General features: G+C 72.9%; 21 protein-coding genes. 14 read left to right on the forward strand and 7 right to left on the reverse strand.

Annotated elements, in window-relative coordinates; translation table 11 throughout:
- Positions 1 to 45: 45 nt before the first annotated feature.
- A complete protein-coding gene (locus tag EV383_RS23135) occupies positions 46 to 1725 on the reverse strand; it encodes an FAD-binding dehydrogenase (RefSeq protein ID WP_130294881.1) in 1680 nt (559 codons plus the stop codon).
- A gap of 268 nt (positions 1726 to 1993) precedes the next feature.
- Positions 1994 to 2302, reverse strand: coding sequence for a helix-turn-helix transcriptional regulator (locus EV383_RS23140; protein WP_130291878.1), 309 nt, complete (start codon positions 2300 to 2302; stop codon positions 1994 to 1996).
- 64 nt (positions 2303 to 2366) lie between these two features.
- On the opposite strand from EV383_RS23140, the gene map reads away from it, so the two are divergent.
- On the forward strand, positions 2367 to 3161 hold the full coding sequence (map, locus tag EV383_RS23145) for a type I methionyl aminopeptidase (RefSeq protein ID WP_130291879.1): 795 nt from the start codon (positions 2367 to 2369) through the stop codon (positions 3159 to 3161).
- Between the two features lie 10 nt (positions 3162 to 3171).
- Here map and EV383_RS23150 read toward each other — a convergent pair whose 3' ends face one another.
- Positions 3172 to 3612 carry an Lrp/AsnC family transcriptional regulator gene (locus EV383_RS23150; protein ID WP_130291880.1) on the reverse strand — a complete coding sequence of 147 codons (441 nt, stop codon included), beginning with the start codon at positions 3610 to 3612 and terminating at the stop codon, positions 3172 to 3174.
- A gap of 109 nt (positions 3613 to 3721) precedes the next feature.
- On the opposite strand from EV383_RS23150, the gene EV383_RS23155 reads away from it, so the two are divergent.
- Positions 3722 to 7204, forward strand: a complete 3483-nt coding sequence (locus EV383_RS23155) for an indolepyruvate ferredoxin oxidoreductase family protein (protein ID WP_130291881.1) — start codon at positions 3722 to 3724, stop codon at positions 7202 to 7204.
- 250 nt (positions 7205 to 7454) lie between these two features.
- On the opposite strand, the gene EV383_RS23160 is transcribed toward EV383_RS23155, so the two are convergent.
- A complete protein-coding gene (locus EV383_RS23160) occupies positions 7455 to 8051 on the reverse strand; it encodes a TetR/AcrR family transcriptional regulator (RefSeq protein ID WP_207223633.1) in 597 nt (198 codons plus the stop codon).
- A gap of 77 nt (positions 8052 to 8128) precedes the next feature.
- Between EV383_RS23160 and EV383_RS23165 the strand changes: the two genes are divergently transcribed.
- From EV383_RS23165 to EV383_RS23180, 5 genes are all read left to right on the forward strand, one after another.
- Positions 8129 to 8551: a VOC family protein gene (locus tag EV383_RS23165; RefSeq protein ID WP_130291883.1), complete on the forward strand. Its 423-nt coding sequence runs from the start codon at positions 8129 to 8131 to the stop codon at positions 8549 to 8551.
- Between the two features lie 22 nt (positions 8552 to 8573).
- A complete protein-coding gene (locus EV383_RS23170; RefSeq protein WP_130291884.1) occupies positions 8574 to 9731 on the forward strand; it encodes an MFS transporter in 1158 nt (385 codons plus the stop codon).
- A gap of 152 nt (positions 9732 to 9883) precedes the next feature.
- The gene (locus EV383_RS23175) at positions 9884 to 11014 is read left to right on the forward strand and encodes a thermonuclease family protein (protein WP_130291885.1); all 1131 of its coding nucleotides are present in this window, start codon (positions 9884 to 9886) and stop codon (positions 11012 to 11014) included.
- Positions 11015 to 11125: 111 nt separating this feature from the next.
- Positions 11126 to 11350 (forward strand): putative leader peptide, encoded by a 225-nt coding sequence (locus EV383_RS33180; protein WP_423213700.1) that lies wholly within the window; start codon positions 11126 to 11128, stop codon positions 11348 to 11350.
- 178 nt (positions 11351 to 11528) lie between these two features.
- Positions 11529 to 12737: an acyl-CoA dehydrogenase family protein gene (locus EV383_RS23180; RefSeq protein WP_130291886.1), complete on the forward strand. Its 1209-nt coding sequence runs from the start codon at positions 11529 to 11531 to the stop codon at positions 12735 to 12737.
- 62 nt (positions 12738 to 12799) lie between these two features.
- Here EV383_RS23180 and EV383_RS23185 read toward each other — a convergent pair whose 3' ends face one another.
- Positions 12800 to 13711, reverse strand: coding sequence for a TetR-type transcription factor C-terminal domain-containing protein (locus EV383_RS23185; RefSeq protein WP_130291887.1), 912 nt, complete (start codon positions 13709 to 13711; stop codon positions 12800 to 12802).
- Between the two features lie 173 nt (positions 13712 to 13884).
- On the opposite strand from EV383_RS23185, the gene EV383_RS23190 reads away from it, so the two are divergent.
- From EV383_RS23190 to EV383_RS23210, 5 genes are all read left to right on the forward strand, one after another.
- Complete coding sequence (locus EV383_RS23190) at positions 13885 to 14850, forward strand: cyclase family protein (RefSeq protein WP_130291888.1); 966 nt, start codon at positions 13885 to 13887, stop codon at positions 14848 to 14850.
- 34 nt (positions 14851 to 14884) lie between these two features.
- A complete protein-coding gene (locus tag EV383_RS23195; RefSeq protein WP_130291889.1) occupies positions 14885 to 16561 on the forward strand; it encodes an AMP-binding protein in 1677 nt (558 codons plus the stop codon).
- A gap of 124 nt (positions 16562 to 16685) precedes the next feature.
- Positions 16686 to 17738: a phosphotransferase family protein gene (locus tag EV383_RS23200; protein ID WP_130291890.1), complete on the forward strand. Its 1053-nt coding sequence runs from the start codon at positions 16686 to 16688 to the stop codon at positions 17736 to 17738.
- A 167-nt stretch (positions 17739 to 17905) separates the two neighbouring features.
- Complete coding sequence (locus tag EV383_RS23205; RefSeq protein ID WP_165438470.1) at positions 17906 to 18868, forward strand: MerR family transcriptional regulator; 963 nt, start codon at positions 17906 to 17908, stop codon at positions 18866 to 18868.
- A gap of 162 nt (positions 18869 to 19030) precedes the next feature.
- Positions 19031 to 19744, forward strand: a complete 714-nt coding sequence (locus tag EV383_RS23210) for a GAF and ANTAR domain-containing protein (RefSeq protein WP_130291892.1) — start codon at positions 19031 to 19033, stop codon at positions 19742 to 19744.
- Positions 19745 to 19769: 25 nt separating this feature from the next.
- Here EV383_RS23210 and EV383_RS23215 read toward each other — a convergent pair whose 3' ends face one another.
- Positions 19770 to 20954 carry an FAD-dependent monooxygenase gene (locus EV383_RS23215; protein WP_130291893.1) on the reverse strand — a complete coding sequence of 395 codons (1185 nt, stop codon included), beginning with the start codon at positions 20952 to 20954 and terminating at the stop codon, positions 19770 to 19772.
- Between the two features lie 232 nt (positions 20955 to 21186).
- Here EV383_RS23215 and EV383_RS23220 point away from each other — a divergent pair, with 232 nt between their 5' ends.
- Positions 21187 to 23700, forward strand: a complete 2514-nt coding sequence (locus EV383_RS23220; RefSeq protein WP_130291894.1) for a DOMON domain-containing protein — start codon at positions 21187 to 21189, stop codon at positions 23698 to 23700.
- An 85-nt stretch (positions 23701 to 23785) separates the two neighbouring features.
- On the opposite strand, the gene EV383_RS23225 is transcribed toward EV383_RS23220, so the two are convergent.
- A complete protein-coding gene (locus EV383_RS23225) occupies positions 23786 to 24073 on the reverse strand; it encodes a hypothetical protein (protein WP_130291895.1) in 288 nt (95 codons plus the stop codon).
- A gap of 83 nt (positions 24074 to 24156) precedes the next feature.
- On the opposite strand from EV383_RS23225, the gene EV383_RS23230 reads away from it, so the two are divergent.
- On the forward strand, positions 24157 to 24978 hold the full coding sequence (locus EV383_RS23230) for a PaaX family transcriptional regulator (RefSeq protein ID WP_130291896.1): 822 nt from the start codon (positions 24157 to 24159) through the stop codon (positions 24976 to 24978).
- The last annotated feature ends 62 nt before the right edge of the window (positions 24979 to 25040 follow it).

Consider the following 25040-nt stretch of genomic DNA (forward strand, 5'->3'; position numbering starts at 1 on the left):
CCACGGGGGTGGTACGGCCCCCGAACCTCGTCCGGGGCCGGCCCGTCAGGCGGTGGCGAGGGCGATCGCCCGCCCGGCCTGACGTCCGGAGAAGAGGCACCCGCCGAGGAACGTGCCCTCCAGCGAGCGGTAGCCGTGCACCCCGCCGCCGCCGAACCCGGCGACCTCGCCCGCTGCGTAGAGGCCCGGGACCGGCGCACCGCGGTCGTCGAGCACCCGCCCGGACAGGTCCGTCTGCAGCCCGCCGAGCGTCTTGCGGGTGATGATGTTCAGCCGGACCGCGATCAGCGGGCCCGCCTTCGGGTCCAGGATCTTGTGCGGGGACGCGGTGCGCGCGAGGCGCTCCCCGCGGGAGCGCCTCGAGTTGTGGATGGCCATCACCTGCAGGTCCTTGGCGAACGGGTTGTCCATCTCGCGGTCGCGGGCCTCGATCTGGCGGCGCATGTCGGCGGCGTCGAGCACCGGGGCGTCGTGGTCGTTCGCGGTGATCGCGTTCATCCCCGCCACCAGCTCCTCGACGGAGTCGGCGACGACGAAGTCCTCACCGTGGCGCTTGAACGCCTCCACCGGCCCGGACGCGCCGGGCCGCACCCGGCCCAGGGTGAGCTTGAGGTCCTTGCCGGTGATGTCCGGGTTCTGCTCGGAGCCCGACAGCGCGAACTCCTTCTCGATGATCTTCTGGGTGAGCACGAACCAGGAGTGGTCGTAGCCGGTCGCCAGGATCGCCTCGAGCGTGCCGAGGGTGTCGAAGCCGGGGAACACCGGCGCCGGGAAGCGGCGGCCGCGGGCGTCGAACCACAGCGACGACGGCCCGGGGATCACGCGGATGCCGTGCCGCGCCCAGATCGGGTCCCAGTTGGTGATGCCCTCGGTGTAGTGCCACATCCGGTCGCGGTTGACCAGACGCCCGCCCGCGCGCTCGGTGATCGCCAGCATCCGGCCGTCGACGTGCTCGGGGACCCCGGAAATCATCTTCTCCGGCGGGGTGCCCAGACGCTGCGGCCAGTTCGCGCGCACCAGGTCGTGGTCGGCGCCGATCCCGCCCGCGGTGACCAGGACGACCGGGGCGTGCAGCGTGAACTCCTCGACCTCGGTGCGCGAGCTCGCGGCCCCGCGGACGGCGTCGGTGGGTTCGAGGACGGCCCCGCGGACGCCGTCGACGACGCCGCCGGTGGTCAGCACCTCGTCGACGCGGTGCCGAAACGCGAACCGCACCAACCCGCGGGCCACCGCGTCACGTACCCGCCGCTCGAACGGCGCGAGCACGCCCGGCCCGGTGCCCCAGGTCAGGTGGAAGCGCGGCACCGAGTTGCCGTGCCCGTCGGCGAGATAGCCGCCGCGCTCGGCCCATCCGACGACCGGGATCCAGCGCACCCCCTGCGCGTGCAGCCAGGACCGCTTCTCCCCCGCGGCGAAGTCGACGTAGGCCGTCGCCCACTGCCGGGCCCAGAAGTCCTCACCGGACGGGTCGTCGACGCCGCGGTCGAACGTCGCGGTGCCCAGCCAGTCCTGCATCGCCAGGTCCGCGGAGTCGGTGATGCCCATCCGCCGCTGCTCGGGGGTGTCGACCATGAACAACCCGCCGAGCGACCAGAACGCCTGCCCGCCCAGGTTCTGCTCGCCCTCCTGGTCGAGCAGCAGGACCTTGCGCCCCGCGTCGGCCAGCTCCGCCGTCGCAACCAGGCCCGCCAGCCCCGCGCCCACCACGATCACGTCCGCGTCCACGACGCCCCCGTCCGCCTCGATGCCCTGTCCCGGAGAGGATGCCACCGTCCGGGCACCACACCGCGGACGTCGTCATGATCAACGGCACCTCAGTGCTGCCGGAGCATGATCGAACAGCCGTGACGTGCCGTTGACCATGAGCCGCCCGGTGTCAGAGCGCCCGTGCGACCAGGCCCCCGTCGACGGGCAGGCAGACGCCGTTGACGTAGGCGGCCTCGTGGCGTTCAACGCCGTGGTCGAGGAGTTCCTCGCCGCCTGAGCCCCCGGGTCAAGAGGCCAGCGGCTCGCGCGCACCGCGACGCGACCCGGCCGCGGCGACCTCGCCGCCGGCGTCGGGGCGGCTGACCTCGGCCCACACCTCGTCGAGGGACAGGCCGAGGACGTCGGCGATCGCGGCGATGGTCGGGAAGGCGGGGGTCGCCACGCGACCGGACTCGATCTTGCGGAGGGTCTCCGGCGAGACGCCGGCGTCGAGCGCGGTGTCGAGCATCGAGCGCTCCCCCCGTGCCCGGCGCAGGAGGGCGCCGAGGCGCTGCCCGCGTTCGACCTCGGCGGGGGTGAGCGGCAACCTGACCATGGGCCGATGATAGTACCGGTATAGTTTGACCGGGATAGTTATCGGCGGTACGGGAAGGCGCGGAATGATCGAGATACTCAGTCCCACCATGGTGGCCCGGGCGAGGGAGACGGGCGCCGTCGTCGCCGAGATCCTGCAGACGCTGCGGAGCCGCGCGACGGTCGGCACGAACCTTCTCGACATCGACCGCTGGACCGCGGCCATGATCGACGAGGCGGGGGCCGAGTCCTGCTACGTCGACTACGCGCCGGCCTTCGGACGCGGGCCGTTCGGCCACTACATCTGCACCGGCGTCAACGACGCGGTGCTCCACGGCCGGCCCTACGACTACACGCTCGCCGACGGGGACCTGCTGAGCCTGGACCTGGCCGTCCTCACCGGCGGGGTCGCCGCCGACTCCGCGATCAGCTTCGTCGTCGGCGAGTCACGGCCGGCGGAGAGCGTCGCCCTGATCGAGACGACCGAACGCGCGCTGAGCGCGGGGATCGCCGCGGCCCGGCCCGGGGCCCGGATCGGCGACATCTCGCACGCCATCGGCTCGGTCCTGGGCGGGGCTGGCTACCCGATCAACACCCAGTTCGGCGGGCACGGCATCGGCTCGACGATGCACCAGGACCCGCACATCTCCAACACCGGGCAGGCGGGCCGCGGGTTCACGCTCCGCCCCGGGCTGATGCTGGCACTGGAGCCGTGGGTCATGACCGACACCGCCGAGCTCGTCGTCGACGACGACGGCTGGACGCTGCGCAGCGCGACGGGCTGCCGGACGGCGCACAGCGAGCACACGATCGCCATCACCGACGACGGGGCCGAGATCCTCACCGCGCGAGCGCCCGCGTCCCACCTCGCGCGACCCTGAGTCCCACCGCCTAGCCCTCGCGCGTCCACGACCCCAGGACCATCAGGGTCTTCGTGCCGGTGACGGTCCCGGCGCGGCGCAGCGTGTCGATCACCGACTGCAGGTGCGGGAGGTCGCGGACCCGGACGTGCACGAGCGCGTCCGGGTCACCGGCGATCGTGTAGACGGCCTGGACCTCGGGCACCGTCGTCGCCGTCGTGACGATGTCGTTCACCCCGGTCCGGCCGGTGTAGCGCAGCTCGGTGAACGCCTCGACGCCCCAGCCGAGCTTGACGTGGTCGACCTGCACGGTGAACCCGGTGATCACCCCGGCCTCGCGCATCCGGTCCACCCGGCGCTTCACCGCGGCCACCGACAACCCGACCTCGCCGGCCATCTCGGAGTAGGTCCGGCGACCGTCCTCGTGCAGCAGCGCGAGCAGCCGGTGGTCGGTCTCGTCGACGTCACTCACGCACACTTCTCCTCGTCTCAGCGGCTTTGACAGAGATATCTTGCGTCATACGGGCCGGTTCCGCGTAGTCGCTTGTGCGCGGGAGCCGGGACGCCCTTTCATCGTCGTCGTGACCGCCACCACCACGGCGCAGGCCGTCTCCCTGGACGACAAGTACGCCGCCTCCTCCGGCCGGGTCCTGATCTCCGGGATCCAGGCGCTCGTCCGGCTCACCCTCGAGCAGCGCCGGCTCGACGCCGCGCGCGGGCTGGACACCGGGGTGTTCGTCTCCGGCTACCAGGGCTCGCCGCTGGGCGGCGTGGACATGGAGATGGGACGCGCGGCGCCGTTCCTCGACCCGGCGGGCGTGGTGTTCCGCCCCGGCGTCAACGAGGAGCTGGCCGCCACCGCCGTCGCCGGCAGCCAGACCCTGGACCGGGTCCCCGGCCGTCGCCACGACGGGGTCACCGGCTTCTGGTACGGCAAGAACCCCGGCCTGGACCGGGCCGCGGACGCGATCCGGCACGGCAACCTCTCCGGCACCGCGCCGCTCGGCGGGGCGGTCGCGTGGATCGGCGACGACCCGGCCAGCAAGTCCTCCACCGTGCCCAGCTCGTGCGAGCCGATGGCGCAGTCGCTGGCCATGCCGCTGCTCGCGCCCGGGACCGTCGCCGAGATCGTCCCGCTCGGCCTGCACGCGGTGGCGCTGTCCCGGGCGACCGGGCTCTGGACCGGCCTGAAGATCATCGCTGACATCGCCGACGCGTCCGCGACGATCGAGGTCGGGGCGCTGTCGCACGGCATCCCGCACCCGCCGACGGCACCGCGCCCGACGCCGGCCGCGCTGGTCGGGCCGGCCGCGCTCGACGCCGAGCACGACATGCTGACCCGCCGCCTCGACCTGGCCCGCGCCTACGCCCGCGAGACCGGCCTCAACCGGATCGCGTTCACCGCCCGCGACGCGCGCCTCGGCGTGCTCGCCTCCGGCACCGGCTACGCGATCGTGCTGCGCGCGCTGGAGGACCTCGGGCTCGACGAGGGCGCCATGGAGGCCCTCGGCCTGCGGCTGATCAAGATGGACATGCCGTTCCCGGTCGACGCCGACGCGCTCGCCGAGATGACCCTCGACCTGGACGAGGTGCTCGTCGTCGAGGACAAGGTGCCGTTCCTGGAGGAGCACCTCAAGTCCGCGCTCTACCGCCGGGCCGGCGCGCCGAACGTCGTCGGACGCCGCGACGAGACCGGACGGCCGCTGCTCACCGCCCGCGGGCAGCTCGGCGCCGAGGACGTGGCCCGCGCCCTGGTCGCCCGCCTCCGTGCCACGGCCGGGGCGGACCGGCTGCCGGCCTCGGCCCTGGCGCACCTGGAGGCGATCGCGCCGCCGAAGCCGTCGCGGATCGCGCTGCCGGTCGCGAAGAGTGGCACCCGCACGCCGTACTTCTGCTCGGGATGCCCGCACAACACCTCCACCCGCACCGGCGACGACACGCTCGTCGGCGTCGGGATCGGCTGCCACGTCATGGTCGCCCTCGACGGCGAGGGCCGCGGCCACCAGGTCGGGATGACGCAGATGGGCGGCGAGGGCGCCCAGTGGATCGGGCTGGCCCCGTTCACCGACGACCGCACGCTCGTGCAGAACCTGGGCGACGGCACGTTCCACCACTCCGGCTCGCTGGCCGTGCGCGCGGCCGTCGCGGCCGGGGTGACGATGACCTACAAACTGCTCTACAACGACGCCGTCGCCATGACCGGCGGGCAGCAGGCCGTCGGGCGCCTGTCCGTCCCGGAGATCACGCGGCTGCTCGCGACCGAGGGCGTCGCGCGGATCGTCGTCACCACCGACGACCCGGGCGCCTACCGCGGCGTCGCGCTCGACCCGATCGCCTCGGTCCGGCACCGCGACGAGTTCGCCGCCGCCGAGGCCGAGCTGACCGCCCTCGACGGCGTCACCGTCCTGATCCACGACGACCGCTGCGCCGCCGAGGAGCGCCGCCTGCGCAAGCGCGGGCAGCTGCCGACCCCGGCCGAGAAGGTCGTGATCAACGAGCGGGTGTGCGAGGGCTGCGGCGACTGCGGGGAGAAGTCGACCTGCCTGTCGGTGCAGCCGGTGGACACCGAGTTCGGCGCCAAAACGAGGATCCACCAGGCGTCCTGCAACTCCGACCTGTCGTGCCTCAAGGGCGACTGCCCGTCGTTCCTGCTGGTCGAGCCCGGTACGCCGGCCCGCCGGTCGCGCCCGGAGATCCCGGTCCGCCTCGTCGAGCCGGCCTCGCGGCTGTCCGGGGACACCACGCTGCTGCGGATGCCCGGCATCGGCGGCACCGGCGTCGTCACGATCTCGCAGGTGCTGCAGATGGCCGCGCACCTCGACGGCTCCTACGCCACCGGGCTGGAGCAGACCGGCCTGGCGCAGAAGGGCGGCCCGGTCACCTCCGACGTGCGGATCGCCAAGACCCCGATGACCGGCGCGCTGCGCGCCTCGCGGGCCACCGCGGACGTGCTCGTCGGCTTCGACCTGCTCGGCGCCGCGGACAAGGCGAACCTGGCGACCGCCCGGCCCGGGCACACGGTCGCCGTCGTCAACACCGCGATCGTGCCGACGGCGGCGATGGTCACCCACCGGGTCGTGCTGCCCGGCTCGCCCGACGACGCCGTCGAGAGGATCGCCGCCGCCACCGGCCCCGACAACCTGCACCTCGACGCCGGGTATCTCTCCGAGATGCTCTTCGGCGACCACATGCCGGCCAACATGATCCTGGTCGGCGCCGCCTACCAGCACGGCGTCGTGCCGATCGCGGCCGAGGCGATCGAGGACGCGATCCGCCTCAACGGGGCCGCGGTCGAGAAATCCCTCGCCGCGTTCCGTTGGGGCCGCGCCGCGGTGATCGACCGCGACGCCGTCCTCGCCGCCGTCGCGCCACCCGCGCGGGCGACGGTCGAGGTCGGTGCCCGGGCCGCGGGTCTCGCCGCCGCGCAGCCCGCCGCTCTCTCCGACGTGCTCGCCACCCGGATCGCCGACCTGGAGGGCTTCCAGGACGCGGCGCTGGCGGCGCGCTACGCCGAGGAGGTCGGGCGGGTCACCGCGCTCGCGACCGCCCGCACCGACGACGCGACCGGTGAGGCGATCGGCGTCGCCTACGCCACCGGGCTGCACAAGCTCCTGGCCTACAAGGACGAGTACGAGGTCGCGCGCCTGCACCTCGACCCGGTCGAGAAGGCCCGCCGCGACGACACCTACGGCCCGGACGCGTCGGTGTCGGTGCTGCTGCACCCGCCGGTGCTGCGCGCACTGGGGATGGACCGCAAGATCCGCCTGCGCGGCCGGACCGCCGACGTCGCCTTCCGCGCCCTGCGCGCCGGTCGCGGGCTGCGCGGCACGCCGCTCGACGTGTTCGGCTACGCGCGGGTGCGGCGGGTGGAGCGGGAGCTGGTCGGCGAGTACCAGTCCCTGGTGCGCGACGCGCTGGAGCACCTCGACGCCGGCACCGCCTCCCTGGTCACCGAGATCGCCGGCCTGCCGGACATGGTCCGCGGTTACGAGGACATCAAGCTGGCCAACGTCGAGCGCTTCCGGGAACGGGCCCACGAGCTCCGCACGCAGCTCACCGGCTGACGACGTTCGTGGTCAACGGGGCGTCACGGCTTTCATCACATGATCGAACAGCCCTGACACCCCGTTGACCATGAGCAGGCCATCAGCGCGGCCTCCTGAGCAGGGACGGGTCGACGTCGGCCGGCGGCGGCCATGGGGCCGCTCCATGGTCAACGGCACGTCATGGTCGCCGGAACATGATCGAACAGCCCTGACGTGCCGTTGACCATGACCGGCCGGGGCCGGCTCAGCGGCACAGGCCGGGGCCGGCTCAGCGGCGCAGGCCGGTGAGCAGTGTGGCGAGCTCGGTCCAGGTCTGGTCCAGGAGGTCCGGGTCGGCACCGTCGCCGTCGCGGTCGGCCAGCCAGAGGGCGGCCTCGTTCATCGCCCCGGACAGCAGGCGGGCCAGGGGCTCCGGTCGCGCGGTGATCACGCCGTCCCGGACCAGCCCCTCCAGCGCCTCGAGAAGATGACGCCCGGACGCCGCGTCGTCGAGCTCCCGCCAGCGCGCCCAGCCGAGGACCGCAGGCCCGTCCACCAGCATGATCCGGGAGACCCCGGCCGCGGTGCTGGAGACGAGGAACGCCCGGCACCCGGCGAGCAGCGCCGACCAGTCGTCGGGCTCGGCGCCGGCCGCCGCGGCCACGGCGTCCCCGACCTCGTCCTGCACCCGCCCGAGCACCGCGGCGAACAGCGACGTCTTCCCGTCCGGGAAGTGGTGGTAGAGCGCCCCCTTCGTGACCCCGGCGGTCGTGACGATCTCCGCGAGCCCGACGTCGGCGTACCCGCGCGTCGCGAACAGCTCGCGACTGCGCTCCACCAGCACCTGCCGCGTCCGCTCCCGCTGCTCCGCCCGTACCCCGGCCACGCCTCTCCCTCCGTCACTTGACATACCGATGGTACGTCAATACGTTTCACGTACCGATGGTACGCGAAAGGACGACGATGAACCTCACCAGCTTCTACCCCGTGATCTGCTCCTCCGACCTGGTCCGCTCCCGGCGGTTCTACGTCGACCTGCTGGGCTTCGAGACGACGTTCGAGGCCGACTGGTACGTCAGCCTCCGACGGGGCACCCACGAGCTCGCCCTGCTCGACCACACCCACTCGACCGTGCCCGAGGCCTACCGCCGCCCGGTACAGGGACTGATCCTCAACCTCGAGGTCGACGACGTCGACGCCGAGTGGGAACGGCTCGTCGTCGACGGCGGCCTGCACCCGGAGCTGGAGTTGCGCAGCGAGGACTTCGGACAGCGCCACTTCATCGTCGCCGACCCGGACGGCGTCCTCGTCGACGTCATCACCGAGATCCCGCCGAGCCCGGAGTTCGCCGCGATGTTCGCCGAGGGCGCGGCCGTCGGGGCGTGACCGGCACCTAGGGTCGGCCCGTGTGGGGGACGAGCGACGACGGGCCCGGGCGGGCGTGTCGGTCGTGTTCGCCGTCTGCGGCGCCGGGTTCGCTACCTGGGCGGCCCGCGTCCCGGCGGCACAGCAGCAGCTGGGCCTGTCCCCCGCTCAGCTGGCGGTCGGCCTGTTCGGCCTGGCCGCGGGGTCGGTACTGGCCCTGCTCGTCGCCGGCCCGCTGGTCACGACCGTCGGGAGCCGCACCGGTTCGCTGCTCGGCGCGCTGGTGCTGTGCGCCGGGCTCCCAGCGGTCGCGTTCGCACCGGACCTGGCGCTGTTCGTCGGCGCGCTGACCGTCCTGGGCGTCGGCAACAGCCTGCTCGACGTGTCGATGAACGCCCACGCCGCGCGGGTCGAGTCGGAGTACGGGCGTCCGATCTTCGCGAGCTTCCACGCGTTCTGGAACGTCGGCGGCCTGGCCGGGTCCGGCGTCGCCGCGGCGGCCGCCGCCGGAGGTGTGCCCATCACAGTGCATTTCTCCGTCGCCGCGGTCGTCCTCGCGCTCGTCGCCGTCGCCGCGGTCGCCGGCGTGTTCCTGGCCGGCCCCGACCCCGGGCAGGGGGACGCGGCGTTCACGCTGCCCGGCCGGGCGCTGATCCCTCTCGGGGTGATCGCGTTCTGCGGGTTCGTCGCCGAGGGCACGGTGAACGACTGGAGCGCACTGCTCCTCACCACGTCCACCGGCGCCGCGCAGTCGGTCGCCTCGCTCGGCTACTTCGCGTTCTCGCTGTCGATGATCGCCGTGCGCCTGGTCGCCGACCGGGCCGCCGGACGGTTCGGCGCGGTCGCGGTCACCCGCGTCTCCGCCGCGCTCACCGTGGCCGGGTTCGTCCTGGCCACGACGACCGGCAGCGCGGTCGTCGGGGTCGCGGCGTTCGCGGTCGTCGGGCTCGGGGTCTCGGCGATCGTGCCGCTGGCCTGGAGCAGCGCCGCGCAGAAGGAGCCCGCCGCGCCCGGACGCGCGATCGCGGCCGTCGCGACCTGCGGCTATCTGGGCTTCCTCGTCGGGCCCGTCCTCGTCGGCGCTCTCGCCGGAGCGATCGGGCTCGCGCCCGCCGTGCTCGTCGCGGGGCTGCTCGCCCTGGTGGTGGTGCTGTCGGCCCCGTCGCTGCGGGTCGAGCCCGTGTCCGGGAGCTCGTTCTGAGTCCTCAGAACTGATGATCTACGTCCGCTGCGGATTCCCAGGTCACAGCGGGCGCTAACGACGTTCGCAGAACGCCCGATGCGCCGGGTGCAGTACGAGATCGGGCCCCGGCGTCGCGACCGCGACCGGCCCGCGCACCCGGGAGGAACGTCGTGATCGGAGTCGGAAAGGTGATCGCTGCCCTCGTGGCGGTCGGCAGCGTGACGGCGGGGGTCGGCATCGTCAGCTCCGCGCCGTCGTCCGAGGCCGTCGTGCAGCGCATCGTCGACGGCGACACGTTCGAAGCATCGTTCGAGGGCCGGACGACGAGCGTGCGACTGCTCAACGTCGACACGCCGGAGACGAAGGACCCGAACGCCGACGTCGAGTGCCTCGGCCCGGAGGCGGCCGCCCGGCTCGCCCAGATGATCCCGGTCGGCAGCACCGTACGGCTCGCCTTCGACGACGAGCGGACGGACAAGTGGGACCGCACCCTGGCCGGCGTCTACGACGCCGACGACCGGCTCGTCAACGCCGAGATCGCCCGTGAGGGCCTCGGCCTCGCCGCGCTCGTCGGGGGCAACGACCGCTTCTACGACGACGTCGTGGAGGCCCAGAGCGAGGCCCGGGCGGCCGGCCGCGGGCTCTACGCCACGAGCGTCGCCTGCACAGTGCCCGCGCGGGTCGAAGCGGTGACGTCCGCGGTCACCCGGGCACCCACCACGGCCACGACCACCTCATCCGACCCGGCCGAGCTCGACCGGGCGGCGCAGCAGGTTCTCGGGCTCGGCGACGAGGCGGCTCGGCTCGGGTCCCTCTTCACCGGACCGCACTACGGACTCGTCTGGACCGCGCTGTTTCCCGACGACCACAGCCGCTTCACGACGGCCCTCGCGACCGCGCATCAGGATGCGGTCCAGCGCCATGACGGCCTCGCCGCACTCGCCGGCTGGGGACGGGAACAGGCACGGCTCGCCGCCGAGCAGGCCGAACGCGACCGGGTCGCCAGGGAGGAGCAGGCCCGCGCAGCCGAACAGGCGGCCCTCGAGTCGGAGCGGCAGGCCCGTGAGGCCGAGCAGCGGCGACGCGAGACCACGGCTCCGGCGCCGGCGGATCCGCCGATCGTCGAGCAGGCGGGCAGCGGAAGCGGCTGCGACCCCAACTACAGCCCGTGCGTGCCGCTGTCGTCGAAGGACCTGGACTGTGGCGACCTGCCCGGCGGCCCGTACACCGTCATCGGCTCCGACCCGCACCGTCTCGACAACAACGACCCGGACAACCTGGGTTGCGAGGCCAACGGCTGACATCCCGCGCTACGAGGGACGCCCGCCCGATCGTGACGCCCCACCGGGTTCGCACCCCTTCCGGCCATCCGCACCCACTGCAGGGGGCGCGGATCGACGGGACGGGTGCGGATGACGGGACGAAGGCCGTCGCGCGACCCGGGAGGGACGGGCAACGTGTCCGGACCGCGGGATCCGGTTCCCACGAGTCGGGACGGGGTGACCCGGATCCCGCGCGCGGACCTTCTGATCCGAGCCGGGGCGGGTTACCGTCGCGAGGTGATCGGATCGGCGCTGTTGACCACGCGGGGGCACATCGACCTCGCGCGTGTGGCGTCCGCACTCTGTCGCCCCTGACCCGATCCCCCGCGGCATCCCGCCGACGCCGGCCCGGACGCTCTCGCGTCCGAGGGGCCCGGCCCTCCCGGCGTCGTGGTCGACACGGCGCCGACGACCGGCCCGCGGGGACGGGTGGCTCGTTCCGGCACGATGCCCGGCCGACCGGGCACCCCCTCACGTTCGAAAGGACACCCTTGTGACCGCAACGGTCCCCACCACCTCGACCGGCTACACCGACGCCCAGCTCGACGAGGTGTTCGCGCCCGTCTTCGCCCGGATCGCCGAGGGCGCGGTGCAGCGCGAGAAGGACCGCTCACTGGCCCACGACGAGGTCACCGAGCTGCGCAAGGCCCGCTTCGGCGCGCTGCGGGTGCCGGTCGAGCTCGGAGGCTTCGGCGCGTCGGTCCGCCAGCAGTTCCGCCTGCTGGTCGACCTGGCCGCGGCCGAGTCGAACCTGCCCCAGGCGCTGCGGGTGCACTGGTGGTTCGTCGAGGAGCAGCTCCTGGCCGAGGCGGGCCCGGAGCGGGAGCGCTGGCTGCAGGCGGTCGCGAACGGCAAGCTCGTCGGCAACGCCATCTCCGAGCCGGGCGTCGGCGCGATCGACCGCTACCAGACCGCGGTGACCGGTGACGACGCGAACCTGCGGCTCGACGGCACGAAGTACTACAGCACCGGCAGCCTCTACGCCGACCACATCATCGTCGCCGCCGACCGCGACGGCGAGCGGATCCACGTGCTCGTCGACGGCGACGCCGAGGGCGTCACCCAGCACGACGACTGGGACGGCTTCGGGCAGCGCCTCACCGCCAGCGGCACCACCGAGTTCAGCGGGGTGGCCGTGGCCCCCGAGCGGGTCCTCGGCGCCGGATACGGAACCCCGGGGCGGACCTACGGGACCGCCTACCTGCAGCTCGTCCAGCTGGCGGTGCTCGCGGGTATCGCCCAGCGCGCGACCGACGACGTCTCGGCCTGGGTCCGCGAGCGCACCCGCACGTTCACCCACGCCCAGGCCGACCTGCCGCGACACGACCCGCTCGTGCAGCAGGTGATCGGCCGGCTCTCCTCGGCCGCCTACTCGGCGCGCACGATCGTTCTCGACATCGCCGAGCAGCTGCAGGGCGTGCTCGACGCCGGCGGCGGTGACGACGCGTCGCTGGACCAGGTCGAGTTCGACGTCGCGCGCGCCCAGGCCGCGGTGATCCCGTCCGTCCTCGACGCCACCACCCAGCTGTTCGAGGTGGGCGGCGCGTCGATCACGTCGGAGAAGCTGCGTCTCGACCGGCACTGGCGCAACGCCCGCACCATCTCGGTGCACAACCCGCTCATCTACAAGCTGCAGACGATCGGCGACCACGTCCTCAACGGCAGCGAGCTGCCCTACGCGTGGAGCGCAGGCAAGCGCTGAGCCCGTAGGTGAGATGACGTCCACGACGCTGCGCGCCGTGCCGGAGAGCCATGGGCGTCATCTCACCCGCGGTGTCCCATCAGCTCCAGGGCGAAGCCGACGTACTGCTCGGCGACCTGCTCCGCGCCGAGCGGGCCGTCGCGCCGCCACCACGTCGGCAGTGCCGTGCACATCGTGACGACGGCGCGGGCCGCCTCGTGCGGATGGTCGGAGCGGAACCGGCCGTCGCGCACCGCCTGGGTGACCTCGTGGTCGACCATCCGCTGCTGCACGGTCCGCAGCTCGGCGATCTTCTCCCGGTTCACGGTCTCGAAGCTGCGCATCTCGGTCGCGCCGACGAAGCCCAGCTCCTTGCGGTGCGTGTGGAACAGGGCGAGGTTCTCCACGAGCAGGCCGAACCGCTCGACCGGGTCGCGTCCCTCCGCACGCGCCGCCTCCGACCGCGCCAGGAGGTCGGCCATCGTGAGGTCGAGGAGCCGGACGAGCATCGCCTGCTTGCTCGGGTAGTAGTGGTAGATCCCCGGCACGGACAGGCCGGCGCGCGCGGCGATGCCGCGCACGGTCGCGCCGTGGTAGCCGGTGTGCAGGAACTCCGAGAGCGCGGCCGTCAGCACCGGGTCGAAGTCCAGCGGCCCGTACTCGCGCCAGTCCGAGCGGGCCGACGGGACCGAGCGGGCCGACGGGACCTCCGGGCCGGGGGCGGGGTCCGGTGTGGACACCACGGCCGGGATGCCGGCGGGGTCGGCCCCGACCGCGACGTCGTAGATCTGCGGGACGGTCAGATCGAGGGCCTCGGCGATACGGTCGAGACGGCTCACGCTCAGCCCGGTGTTGCCGTTCTCGATCTGGCTCAGCGTCGCCGGGCTGACGTGGAGCGTCGCCGCGAGCCCGCGCAGGCTCAGTCCCCTGGCCAGCCGGGCCGCCCGGATCCGGGAGCCGAGGCCGGTGTCCGCCGGATGGCCGCCGTCCGTCATCCCGACACCTCCCTCGACCGGACCATCATGTTCAGCTCAGCTAAACATCTCCCGCGGAAGTGCCCCGGCACAACCCATTGACGGCCATTTATGTGTCCTGCATCATCGCCTAAACACGACCCGAGCGAGCGATCGCACGCGTGTGCGCACGTGTTCAGACAAGGGAGACAACGATGTCCGAGACCCCCACGATGGCCGAGCTGCTGGGCGCCGACACCCCCTCGAACTGGGGCAAGTGGGGCCCGGACGACGAGGTCGGCTCCCTGAACTATCTCGACGCGGCCCAGGTGCTGCGCGGTGCGCAGCACATCAGGTCGGGTGAGGTGTTCCCGCTGCAGGCCGCGATGGGCCACCCGCACGGCGACCCGGTCTTCCCCGGCCGCGAGAGCATCAACCGCACCGTGGTCTGGGACGAGTCGTCCTGGGACGAGGGCAAGGAGGGCGCACCGGCGTTCCCCGGCGGCCTGCACTACGCCGACGACAAGGCCGAGATCTTCCTGCAGGGCTCGACGCAGTACGACGCGCTGGGCCACGTCTGGTACGACGACAAGATCTGGAACGGCTACGACGCCCGCACCACCGTCGACGTCCTGTCCAAGGCCTCCGTGCAGCCGATCGCCGAGCGCGGTGTCGTCGGGCGCGGCGTGCTGATCGACATGGCCCGTCACCGCGGGAAGCGGTGGCTGGACAAGGGCGAGACGTTCGACCACAACGACCTCGAGGCCGCCGCGAAGGCCCAGGGCGTCGAGCTCGGGCAGCGCGACATCCTGCTCATCCGCACCGGCTTCCTGACCTACTTCTACGAGACCCCGGCGGAGGAGTTCTACGCGAACTTCGTCGAGCCGGGCCTGACCTACTCCCGCGAGCTGGTCGAGTGGTTCCAGAACCGCGAGATCCCGAACCTGATCACGGACACGATCGCCAACGAGGTCACCGCGAACCCGGAGACCGGGGTCCTGCTGCCGCTGCACTGCGCCCTGATGCGCAACCTCGGCGTCGTGCTCACCGAGATCTGCATCCTGGACAAGCTCGCCGACGCCTGCGCCGCGGACAACCGCTGGGACTTCCTCTACACCGCTGCTCCGCTCAACGTCGTCGGCGGCTCGGGGGCGCCCGTCAACCCGGTCGTGATCCGGTGAGCACCGACGACGCACTCCCTTCCGTGGAGGAGACATGAGCACCGCGGGCACCGGGCTCTACGGCGAGCGCCCGTGGCTGGCGCGCTACCGCGAGGACTACCCGACCGACATCACGCCCGAGTTCGACTCGATGCTGGCGCTGTTCGAGGCCTCCCTCGCGCGCGCCCCGCAGACCGAGATCGTCAAGTACTTCGACGGCTCGATCACGCTCGCCCGCCTCGACGAGCTCTCCGACGCCTTCGCCGTCGCGCTGACCGAGCGCGGCTTCGCGAAGGGTGACCGGCTCGCGACGTACCTGCAGAACATCCCGCAGGCCCTGATCGCGGTGATCGGGACGTGGAAGGCCGGCGGCATCGTCGTCTCCATCAACCCGATGAGCCGCGAGCGGGAGCTGACCACGCTGCTCGGCGACTGCGGCGCGACCGCGATCCTGGCGCAGGACGACCTCTGGGAGATCGCGAAGTCGGTCGTGCCCGACACCGTGGTCCGGATCGCGTGGACGACCTCGCCGCTGGAGTACCAGACCCGGCACGACGAGCGGCTGTTCACGGGCGTTCAGGCGTTCACCCCGGAGGGCACCGAGGACCTGGCGACCGTCCTGGAGGCGGCCGCCGGGAAGGAGCCCGACCCGGTCGAGCTGGGCCCGGACGACGTCGCGTTCCTCGGCTACACCTCCGGCACCACCGGGCCGCCGAAGGGCGCGATGAACACCCACCGCAACGTGGTGTTCAACGCCCAGACCTACCGGGACTGGATCAAGCTCGACGAGAGCGACACCGTCCTCGGCGTCGCGCCGCTGTTCCACATCACCGGCGTCGTGGGGCACATCGCGATCGCGCTGCTGCTCCCGGCCCCGCTGGTGCTGGCCTACCGGTTCGACCCGGGCGTCATGCTCGACGCGATCCGCGAGCACCGTCCGACGTTCTCGATCGGCTCCATCACCGTGTTCATCGCGCTGATGAACATCGACGGCGTGCAGCGCGAGGACCTCGGCTCGTTCCGGCGGATCTACTCCGGCGGGGCACCGATCCCGCCGAGCACGGTGAAGGCGTTCTCCGACCAGTTCGGCATCTACATCCACAACTTCTACGGGCTGACCGAGACGAACTCGCCCTCGCACGGGGTGCCCTTCGAGGGTGACGCCCCGGTCGACGAGGCCTCCGGTGCGCTCTCGGTCGGCGTGCCGATCTTCTCCACCACGGTGGCGATCGTCCGCGACGACGGCACCCCCGCCGACGTCGGCGAGGTGGGCGAGATCGTCACCCGCGGCCCGCAGGTGGTGCCGGGCTACTGGAACAAGCCGGAGGAGACGCAGAACGCGCTGCGCGCGCCGGACGGCTCGGTCGCCCTGTTCACCGGCGACGTCGGCTACATGGACGACAAGGGCTGGTTCTACGTCGTCGACCGCAAGAAGGACCAGATCAACGCCGGCGGCTACAAGGTCTGGCCGCGCGAGGTGGAGGACGTGCTCTACGAGCACCCCGCCGTCCGCGAGGCCGCCGTGGTCGGCGTCCCCGACGAGTACCGCGGCGAGACCGTCAAGGCGTTCGTCTCGGTGCGTCCGGGGCAGGACGTCACGCCGGACGAGCTGATCGCGTTCTGCAAGGAGCGGATGTCGGCCTACAAGTACCCCCGTCAGGTCGAGCTGCTCGACGAGATCCCCAAGACCGTCACCGGCAAGCTGCTGCGCCGCGAGCTGCGCGGCCGGTAGCCCGGCGACCCGAAGACCGCGCCGGCCCCGGACATCGTCCGTGGCCGGCGCGTTCCATGACTCCCAGGAGGAACCCCGTGCGTGCCGCACCGCCCGTGTCCCCCGTCCCGACGGGCCCCGTCTCGTGAGCGCGCCGGAGGGGCTCGATCTGCCGAAGCTGCAGGCGTTCCTCGAGGAGCAGGTCCCGGGCACCGGTGAGCTGCGCGCCGAGCTGATCGCGGGTGGGCGGTCGAACCTGACCTACCGGCTCACCGCGCGGAGCGGAGCGGGAGCGGGCATCGGCACCGACGGGACGGCCGACTGGGTGCTGCGGCGCCCGCCGCTGGGCGGACTCACCCCGTCGGCGCACGACATGGAGCGCGAGTACCGCGTCGTGGACGCGTTGCAGGGCACGGACGTCCCGGTCGCGCCGACCGTCGTGCACACCGAGGACACCGACGTCATCGGCGCTCCGTTCGCGGTGGTCGGGCACGTCGCGGGGCAGGTCCTGCGCAGCCGCGGCGACCTCGATGCGCTCTCCGACGACGACGTGCACCGCTGCGCGAACGCGCTGGTGGACACGCTCGTCGCGCTGCACGCCGTCGATCCGGCGTCGGTCGGGCTGGAGTCGTTCGGCCGGCCGTCGGGATACCTGGAGCGGCAGGTGAAGCGCTGGTACGACCAGTGGGGCCGGGTCGCGACCCGGGAGCTGCCCGACGTCGACCGGCTGCACGGCAAGCTCGCCGACGCGTGCCCGGCCGACAGCGGCTCGGCGATCGTGCACGGCGACTTCCGCGTCGACAACGTGATCCTCGACCCCGGCGACGTCGGTGTGGTGCGGGCCGTCGTCGACTGGGAGATGGCGACGCTCGGCGACCCGCTGGCCGACATCGCGCTGCACGTCGTCTACTCCGACCCGGCGTTCGACCCGGTGCTCGGCGGGGAGGCGGCCTCGACGAGCCCGCGGATGCCCTCGCGCGAGCACCTGATCGAGCGCTACGCGGCGGGCTCGGGCCGCGACGTCGGCAACCTGTCGTTCGCGCTCGGGCTGGGCTACTTCAAGATCGCCGTGATCGCCGAGGGCATCCACGCCCGCTACGTCGCCGGGCACACCGTCGGCTCCGGGTTCGAGACGGTCGGCGAGGCCGTGCCGCTGCTGATCGCGGCCGGCCTGGACGCGCTGGCGGCGCAGGACTGACCGTCCCAGTCCCCGGGGCGTTCCCGATCGTGACGACCCGGGACCGGCGCCGCCGCACCGTCCCGTGACACCGGGCTGCCACACTCGGGCCGTCGACGGGAGGGTGGGCGGCGCGCCGCGGTGCCGGCCACGGGCGGACCAGGGGACACAGGGGGCGAAGCATGGACGTGAGCGCGGAACCGACGCACACCGCCGACACGCCGGTGGACACCGGGCCGCCGCCCGGGGCCGACGTGACCCTGCCGATCTCCGCCGTCGCCGACCGCACGGGGATCAGCCCGTCCACCCTGCGGGTGTGGCAGCGCCGGTACGGCCTCGGTGCCACCCGCACCTCCCCCGGCGGCCACCGCCGCTACGGCGCCGACGACGTGAGGCGCATCGAGGCGGCCCAGCGCCTGGTCGGCCAGGGGGTGTCGGCGGCCGACGCGGCCCGGGTCGTGCTGGCGGCCCAGGCCCCGGCCCCGCCGACCGACGGCGACGTCTATCCCGGCACCGCCACCCTGTGGACCGCCGACGACGAGCTCGTGCTGCCCCTGGCCGCGGACCCGGCCGCGCACCGGCTGGGCGCCGCCGCGATGAACCTGGACGGGCCGCTGGTCCGCACGCTGATGCAGCAGTACCTGGACCGGCACGGCGTGGTCGCCACCTGGGAGGCCGTCCTGCGGCCGGTCCTGGCCGCGATCGGGCGGCACTGGGCCGATCTGCCCCTCGGGATCGCGGTGGAACACATGGTCTCCCACATCGCGACGACCGTGCTCGCCGAGACGGCGTCGCGCGTGGACGCCCGCCAGGCACCCGCGGTGCTGCTGTCCTCCCATCCCGGGGAGGAGCACGTCCTGCCGCTCCTGGTCCTGGCCGCCGCCCTGGGCGAGCGTGGCGACGTCGCCGCCGTGCTGGACCCGCGCCTGTCGCCCGCCGAGGCCCCGCCCGGGGTCGACGTGGTGGTGGTGTTCGTCCTGCTCCCGCAGTTCGCCGAGACCGCCGCACTGGACGCGTTCGGGCCGTCCGCACTGATCGCCGCCGGACCGGGGTGGAACCGGGCCGAGCTCCCGGCCCGGGTGCACCACGTCGACGACGTGCAGGGTGCCCTCGACCTGATCGTGGACCTCACCCGCACGGTCGGCGCCTGAGCCCCCGGCACCGGGCACGACCGGCATCCGTCCACATTTTGTCCAACTCGTGTCCAGTTTCTCATTGCGCGGGGCCTCGATGCGCGAGAGCGTGGCCGCATCGTGCCGACCACCCATCGCAAACGATCGACCCACAGCCCGTCCGGTGACCGTGAGGGCCGGATGGGGCGTGCCTTCGTGGAGATCTCCGTCGCGGCCGTCGGGGACCCCGACGCGGCGGCCGTGTCCTCCACCCTGGTCGACGTCAGCCTCGACCTGCTCGCCACGGACGCGGCCGGCCTGACGCTCGGCGACTCGCGCCCGGAGCTGCGTCTGGCGGCGACGTCGAACCCCGACGCGGAGGCGCTCGGGCTCCTCGAGCTCGACGTCGGCGAGGGGCCCGGACTGGACTGCTACCGCACCGCCGAGCCGGTGGTGGTCGCCGACCTGCTCACCGACGACCGGTGGCCCCGCTTCACCGCCGCCGCGGCCGGCATCGCCACCGTCCGGTCGGTGCACGCGCTGCCGGTGCACCGACGCGGCCTCGTGCTCGGCGTGCTGGTCCTCCTCGACGGCACGCCGGGCCCGTTGTCCCGCCCCGATCTCGCGCTGGGGCAGGCGTTCGCCGACACCGCCGCCGTCGCGATCCTGCGCGACCGGGAGGTCCGCCGCGTGCAGGGCGTCGCGGCGCAGCTGCAAGGCGCCCTGGACGGCCGGGTCGCCGTGGAGCAGGCGAAGGGGTTCGTCGCCCAGCACCACGGGGTGGACGTGGACACCGCGTTCCGCCTGCTGCGCGAGCAGGCCAGGGCCCTGCGGCTGCAGCTGCCCGACATCGCCCGCCTCGTCGTCGCCGGCGAGGTCGTCCCCGGCGGTCCGGCGCCCTCGCCGGACGCCTGACCCCCGCTACGGAGACCGCGGCGTCTCAGCCGACCAGTGCGGTCGCCGGCGCGGCGGCGTCCTGGCCGTGGGAGTGGACCCAGGAGTAGCGGTCCAGGTAGTGCGCCAGACCCGCGTCACGCTCCGCGGCCTCGGGGGTCCCGGACGCGATGTGCAGCAGCGTCCCGGTGTCCCACGCACTGCGGGCGACGGCGCGGGTCCGGGCCCGGCGACGGCGTGGGTACTCGGCCAGCGCCTCGTCCGGCCCGAGCGTGGACAGCAGCCCGGCGAGCTCGGCGGCGTCCTCGATAGACTGGTTCGCGCCCTGGCCGTGGTGCGGCAGCATCGCGTGGCAGGCGTCGCCGATCAACGTCACGCGCCCGCGCGTCCAGGTGGTGAGCGGAGGCTGGGTCAGCAGCGGCCAGCGCGGGCTCTGCGGGACCGCGGCCAGCATCTCGCGCACGGCGGGGTGCCAGCCGGCGAACCCGTCGAGCAGCTCGTTCTCCGCCGCCTCGCGTGTGCCGCCCTCCCACTCCTGCGGGCCGCAGAGCACCGCGAAGAAGTTGACGGTCTCGTCGTTCTCGCCGAGGGCGTAGTGCAGCAGGTGCGCGTCGGCACCCATCCAGAACTGGATGGCCAGCGGGTCGGGCAGGCTCGGCAGTGCCTCGACCGGGACCAGGCCCCGGAACGCGCTGGTGCCGGAGTAGACCGGCCCGGACCCGGGCCCGGCGACGAAGTCGCGGACGATCGAGTGCACGCCGTCCGCACCGATGACGACGTCGGCGGAGACGGTGGTGCCGTCGGCGAGGGTGATCTCGGCGCCGTCGTCGTCGCTGTCCACCGAGGCGACGGCGCTGTCGAGGTGCAGGTGCTCCTCGCCGAACGCGGCCGCGAGGCCCTGCTGCAGGTTCACGCGGTGGATGCCCCAGTACGGCGCACCGAACCGGGCCCGGTAGGTCTCACCGCCCGGGTGGGCTGCGGCGCGCTCGCCGGTGACGCCGTCGCGGTAGATGAGCTCGGTCGGCTGGGTGGAGACCGCGTCCAGGCCCTCGCCGATCCCGAGCCGGTAGAGCTCGCGGGTGCCGTTGGCGGACAATGCGACGGCCGCGCCGACCTCACGCAACTCGTCGGCGCGCTCGTAGATCTCGACCCGCACACCGGCCTGGCGGAGCGCGATACCGAGGGTCAGACCTCCGATACCGCCACCGACGATCACAACCTGTGCAGACATGGTGGTCCTTTCGGTCGACGTGCCGTGCGCTGCGACGATGCCCCCTTCACCCGTCCGGCTCAGTGATTCGGCCGCGGCACGTGAGGGTGACATTTTGGCGTCGAGCGGAGATTTATCGTAACTCTTCCCGGGAGCCCGCGTTGTCGCAAGTACCGGCCCCGGTGCCCGGAGTCACCGCGCAGAGGCGCGCGGACGGTCCACCGGTCGGAGGAGGTGCACAGGTGAGCTCCACGTGATCTGGCGGAAGAGGATCGGGATCGCGGTCCTGGTCTCCGGCGTCCTGGCCGGCGCGGCGATCGGTGCGGGTCCCGCACTCGCCGCCCCCGCCGAGAACGACACCGCGGGACCGGACCTGCTGCGGGCCCCGGCCGTCGACGCCCCGCAGCTGCAGAACACCGGCATCTGGGAGGCGGACCCGATCGGGATCTGCATGACCAGCGCCTACCGCTCGGGTGAGTACGTCCACCAGGGCTGCAACTACGACGACCAGGGTGGCGGCAACCAGTACCGCTGGCCGAACGACACCCTGCTGCGCAACTACACCTATCCCGAGGACCCGGCCTACCGTCGCAACGCCGCGGACATCGTCGAGGTCCGCGTGAAGCCCGAGGACGACGCCACGGCGTTCCGGGTCACGATGAACACGATGACCGACCCCGAGCTGCTGGGCCTCACGCTCGCGCTCGGCGACTCGGACGCTCCCCGCGAGGCACCCCACGGCGCCAACACCGTGATGCCGGCCTCGCAGTTCGTCACCGTGCACGGCACCGAGGGCGACATCACCGACGCAGCCGACGGGCGGGCGCTCCCCGACCGCCCGCAGGTCAGCGTCGACGTCGAGCGCCGCCAGGTGGAGATCCGCGTCCCGCACACCGCCTGGGACCCGCAGGGCAACCAGCGCATCGCCGCGGCCGCGGGCCTCTGGGACCGCGACGCCGACAGCTACCTGGTGCCGCAGGCCACCGCCGACGAGACCCGTCCCGGTGGCGCGATCATCGGCGACCCGACCCCGTCGGCGTTCTTCGACACCGCGTTCCGCTTCCGGGAGCCCTTCGAGGCCCCGTACCGGGACAACGACCAGAAGAAGGCGATCGCCGACGGCGACGTCAGCCCGTTCTTCGCCGACGTCGACTTCGGCAAGCTCGCCGACGGCACCGACGACGAGTCCGGCGTCCCCACCACCGGCTACATGACGCGCCTGTTCGCCTCGCAGTTCGAGAAGGCACAGGGCCGGCGGCTGCCGAGCGACCCGGGCGGTCCGCCCCCGGGCACCGGCACCCAGCAGGGCGGCATCGCGACCGGGTCCGGCGAGGGCTCCGGCGACAAGCGTCCGAGCATCTCGTTCGGCTACCCCTGCCGCGACGACTGCGTCCCGGACCTGCCGGGCCGCCTGCAGCGCTACATGGTCTACGTCCCGGAGCAGGAGGCGCCGTCCGACGGCTACTCCTCGATGGTCTGGACCGGCGGCTACGCCCTGCGTCCCGGTGACGACGTCGCCGGCGACAAGGACCTGTACCGCAAGTTCGCCGACCGGCCGGGCAACCCCACGATGATCATCGACGTGGACTTCCGCGGCGCCGACAACTGGGGCTACGGCGAGGGCGGCGCGGTGGTGTTCGAGGCCATGGCCGACGCGCGCCGGCACTACGCGCTCGACACCGAGAAGACCACGATGGCCGGCTTCTCCTCGGGCGCCTACACCGCGAACAAGCTCTCGCTGCAGTTCCCGGACGTGTTCAACAAGTCCTTCATCTGCGACGGGCTGAACGTCGCCCCGTCGCTGCCGGCGGTCAACGGCGTCGCCGACACGCTGCCGGTGGACACGGTCACCAAGCACGAGCCGGGGTCGAAGATCTCGGAGATGCTCCCCAGCCGGCGCAACCAGCCGGTGATGGAGTGGGCCGGGGTCAACGACGACTTCATCCCGTACAACATCACCCGCGAGCGGGCCCAGGCCTACATCGACGGTGACTACGACTTCGAGTTCATCTCCCACGTGGGGCTGGGCGCGGAGCACCTGGTGATGTGCAAGAACGGCATGTGGGACATCGCCACGAACTGGCTGGGCGACCAGGCCCGCCAGGTCGACCCGCAGCACGTCACGTTCGTCCGCAACCCGCTGATGGACGACCCGGGTGCGGGTCTGGTGGCCGACAAGGCCTACTGGCTCTCCGACATCCAGAGCCGTGGCGACGAGCTCGGCGCGGTCGACGTGGTCAGCGAGGGCCAGGGCCGGACCGATCCCGCGGTGGCGCCCGTCGGCCGCGAGGTCAAGGCCGAGGAGGGCACGTTCTCCCCGGTCAACCCGTACCTGCGGGAGTTCCGGCACTCGGGTGACGCGGTCGAGGCCGAGTCGAACGACGTGCTGGACATCCGCTCGGCCGGCGTCGGTGAGATCACCGTCGACCCGGAGCGGGCCGGCGTCGGCTGCGACGCCGAGCTGAAGGTCGCCACCGACGGCCCGCTGGCGGTCACCCTGGCCGGCTGCGACCGCACGGAGACCTTCGACGGCACCGACTCCGGTGGCCTGAAGAAGCCGGCGACGTACGACCCGCCGGACCCGCTCGAGCCGCTCGGCAACCCGCTGCAGGGTGCTCCGGTCCCGCCGGAGGTGGGCAACCTCCCGCAGCCGCCGCTGCAGGACGTCCCGCCGCTGCGGTTCCCGCCGAACCAGCTCGGCCAGGACCCGGCACCGGGTGACGGTGCACAGGAGAACCCCGTGCCGGACGGCACGGAGCAGGGCTGATCCACCGCCCGGGCCCATGCGGGACCCGGGAGACGAACGGCGCCGACACCCACCGGGTGTCGGCGCCGTTCTCGTCTCCGGGTGCTCAGGCCTTGAGCAGGGCCTCGGCCTGACCGGCGGGCTGGGTGAAGCAGGCCTCGTGGCTGCCCGGGGCGCTCTGCGCGGTCACGCCGAGACGGTCGGCGAACCGGTCCCAGCCGTACTCCCCCGGCGGCAGCGCGACGTCCTCGGTGCCGAGTACGTAGGACACCGGCACCCCGAGCGTCGCGGGGTCGATCGGCTCGACGGTCTCGAGGAAGTACTGGTACGGGTGCGGCACCATCAGCGAGTGCGTGAGGGACGCGCGGCACCACACCGCGCGAGCGCGCCACATCTTGCTGCACTCCCACGACGGGCGGCCAGGAACTGACACAATGAGAGCAGCGGCACGTCCGCGACGGAGACGGAGGTGGACGCGTGAAGGCACGGGCACTGGTGTTCGACCTGTTCGGCGACTACCTGCGCTACCGCGGCGGCGAGGTCCACCTGCGGTCCCTCGTCGCGCTGATGGGGTGTTTCGACGTGCCCGAGGCGACCGTGCGGGTGGTGGTCACCCGGCTGCGCAAGGAGGGCTGGCTGACCAGCCACCGGGACGGCCGCGAGACCGTCTACGCGCTGAGCACCGCGGCCTGGGACATGCTCGACGAGGGCCGCGGGCGGATCTTCCACCGGGAGAGCGGGCCCTGGGACGGCCAGTGGCACACCGTCATCTACTCGGTCCCGGAGACCGAGCGTGCCCTGCGCGAGCAGCTGCGCAAGAAGCTCTCCTGGCTCGGTTTCGGCCCGCTGACGTCGTCGGTCTGGCTCAGCCCGCACGACCGGCTCGACCAGCTCCGCGGTGCGTTCGCCGACGAGCCGGCCGTCCGGCTGGACACGTTCCGCTCCCGCTCCGCCGGGACCACCTCCGATCGCGACATCGCGAGCCGCGCCTGGGACCTCGACGAGCTCGACCGCGACTACGCCGACCTGCTGGAGCGCTACCGTCCCCGGCTACCGGCCTACCGCGCGGGCGAACCGGACGGCGCGCAGGCGCTCGTCGAGCGGATGCGGTTGATCACCGACTACCGCCGGTTCCCGTTCCGCGACCCCGACCTGCCACCGGAGCTGCTGCCCGAGGGCTGGTCCGGGCGGAGGGCGCACGAGGTGTTCACCGAGGCGCACGGGCTGCTGCGCGAGCCGGCCGAGGCCTGCGTCGACGAGCTGGTCAGCATGCCGGTGGCGGTTCCGGACGCCGGGTGACGTACCGGATCTATTACATGAACTGGACGACCGTCATCGAACTGTCGTAGCTTGACCGGACC

This window comes from Pseudonocardia sediminis, from assembly GCF_004217185.1.
Taxonomy (GTDB): Bacteria; Actinomycetota; Actinomycetes; order Mycobacteriales; family Pseudonocardiaceae; genus Pseudonocardia; species Pseudonocardia sediminis.

Bases quoted from the DNA above. Each gene is read 5' to 3' on its own strand.
- EV383_RS23140 (WP_130291878.1), bottom strand. From the start codon at position 2,302: ATGGTCAGGTTGCCGCTCACCCCCGCCGAGGTCGAACGCGGGCAGCGC.
- EV383_RS23165 (WP_130291883.1), top strand. From the start codon at position 8,129: ATGAACCTCACCAGCTTCTACCCCGTGATCTGCTCCTCCGACCTGGTC.
- EV383_RS23185 (WP_130291887.1), bottom strand. From the start codon at position 13,711: ATGACGGACGGCGGCCATCCGGCGGACACCGGCCTCGGCTCCCGGATC.
- EV383_RS33180 (WP_423213700.1), top strand. From the start codon at position 11,126: ATGACGGGACGAAGGCCGTCGCGCGACCCGGGAGGGACGGGCAACGTG.
- EV383_RS23190 (WP_130291888.1), top strand. From the start codon at position 13,885: ATGTCCGAGACCCCCACGATGGCCGAGCTGCTGGGCGCCGACACCCCC.
- map (WP_130291879.1), top strand. From the start codon at position 2,367: ATGATCGAGATACTCAGTCCCACCATGGTGGCCCGGGCGAGGGAGACG.
- EV383_RS23215 (WP_130291893.1), bottom strand. From the start codon at position 20,954: ATGTCTGCACAGGTTGTGATCGTCGGTGGCGGTATCGGAGGTCTGACC.
- EV383_RS23225 (WP_130291895.1), bottom strand. From the start codon at position 24,073: ATGTGGCGCGCTCGCGCGGTGTGGTGCCGCGCGTCCCTCACGCACTCG.
- EV383_RS23210 (WP_130291892.1), top strand. From the start codon at position 19,031: ATGGGGCGTGCCTTCGTGGAGATCTCCGTCGCGGCCGTCGGGGACCCC.
- EV383_RS23195 (WP_130291889.1), top strand. From the start codon at position 14,885: ATGAGCACCGCGGGCACCGGGCTCTACGGCGAGCGCCCGTGGCTGGCG.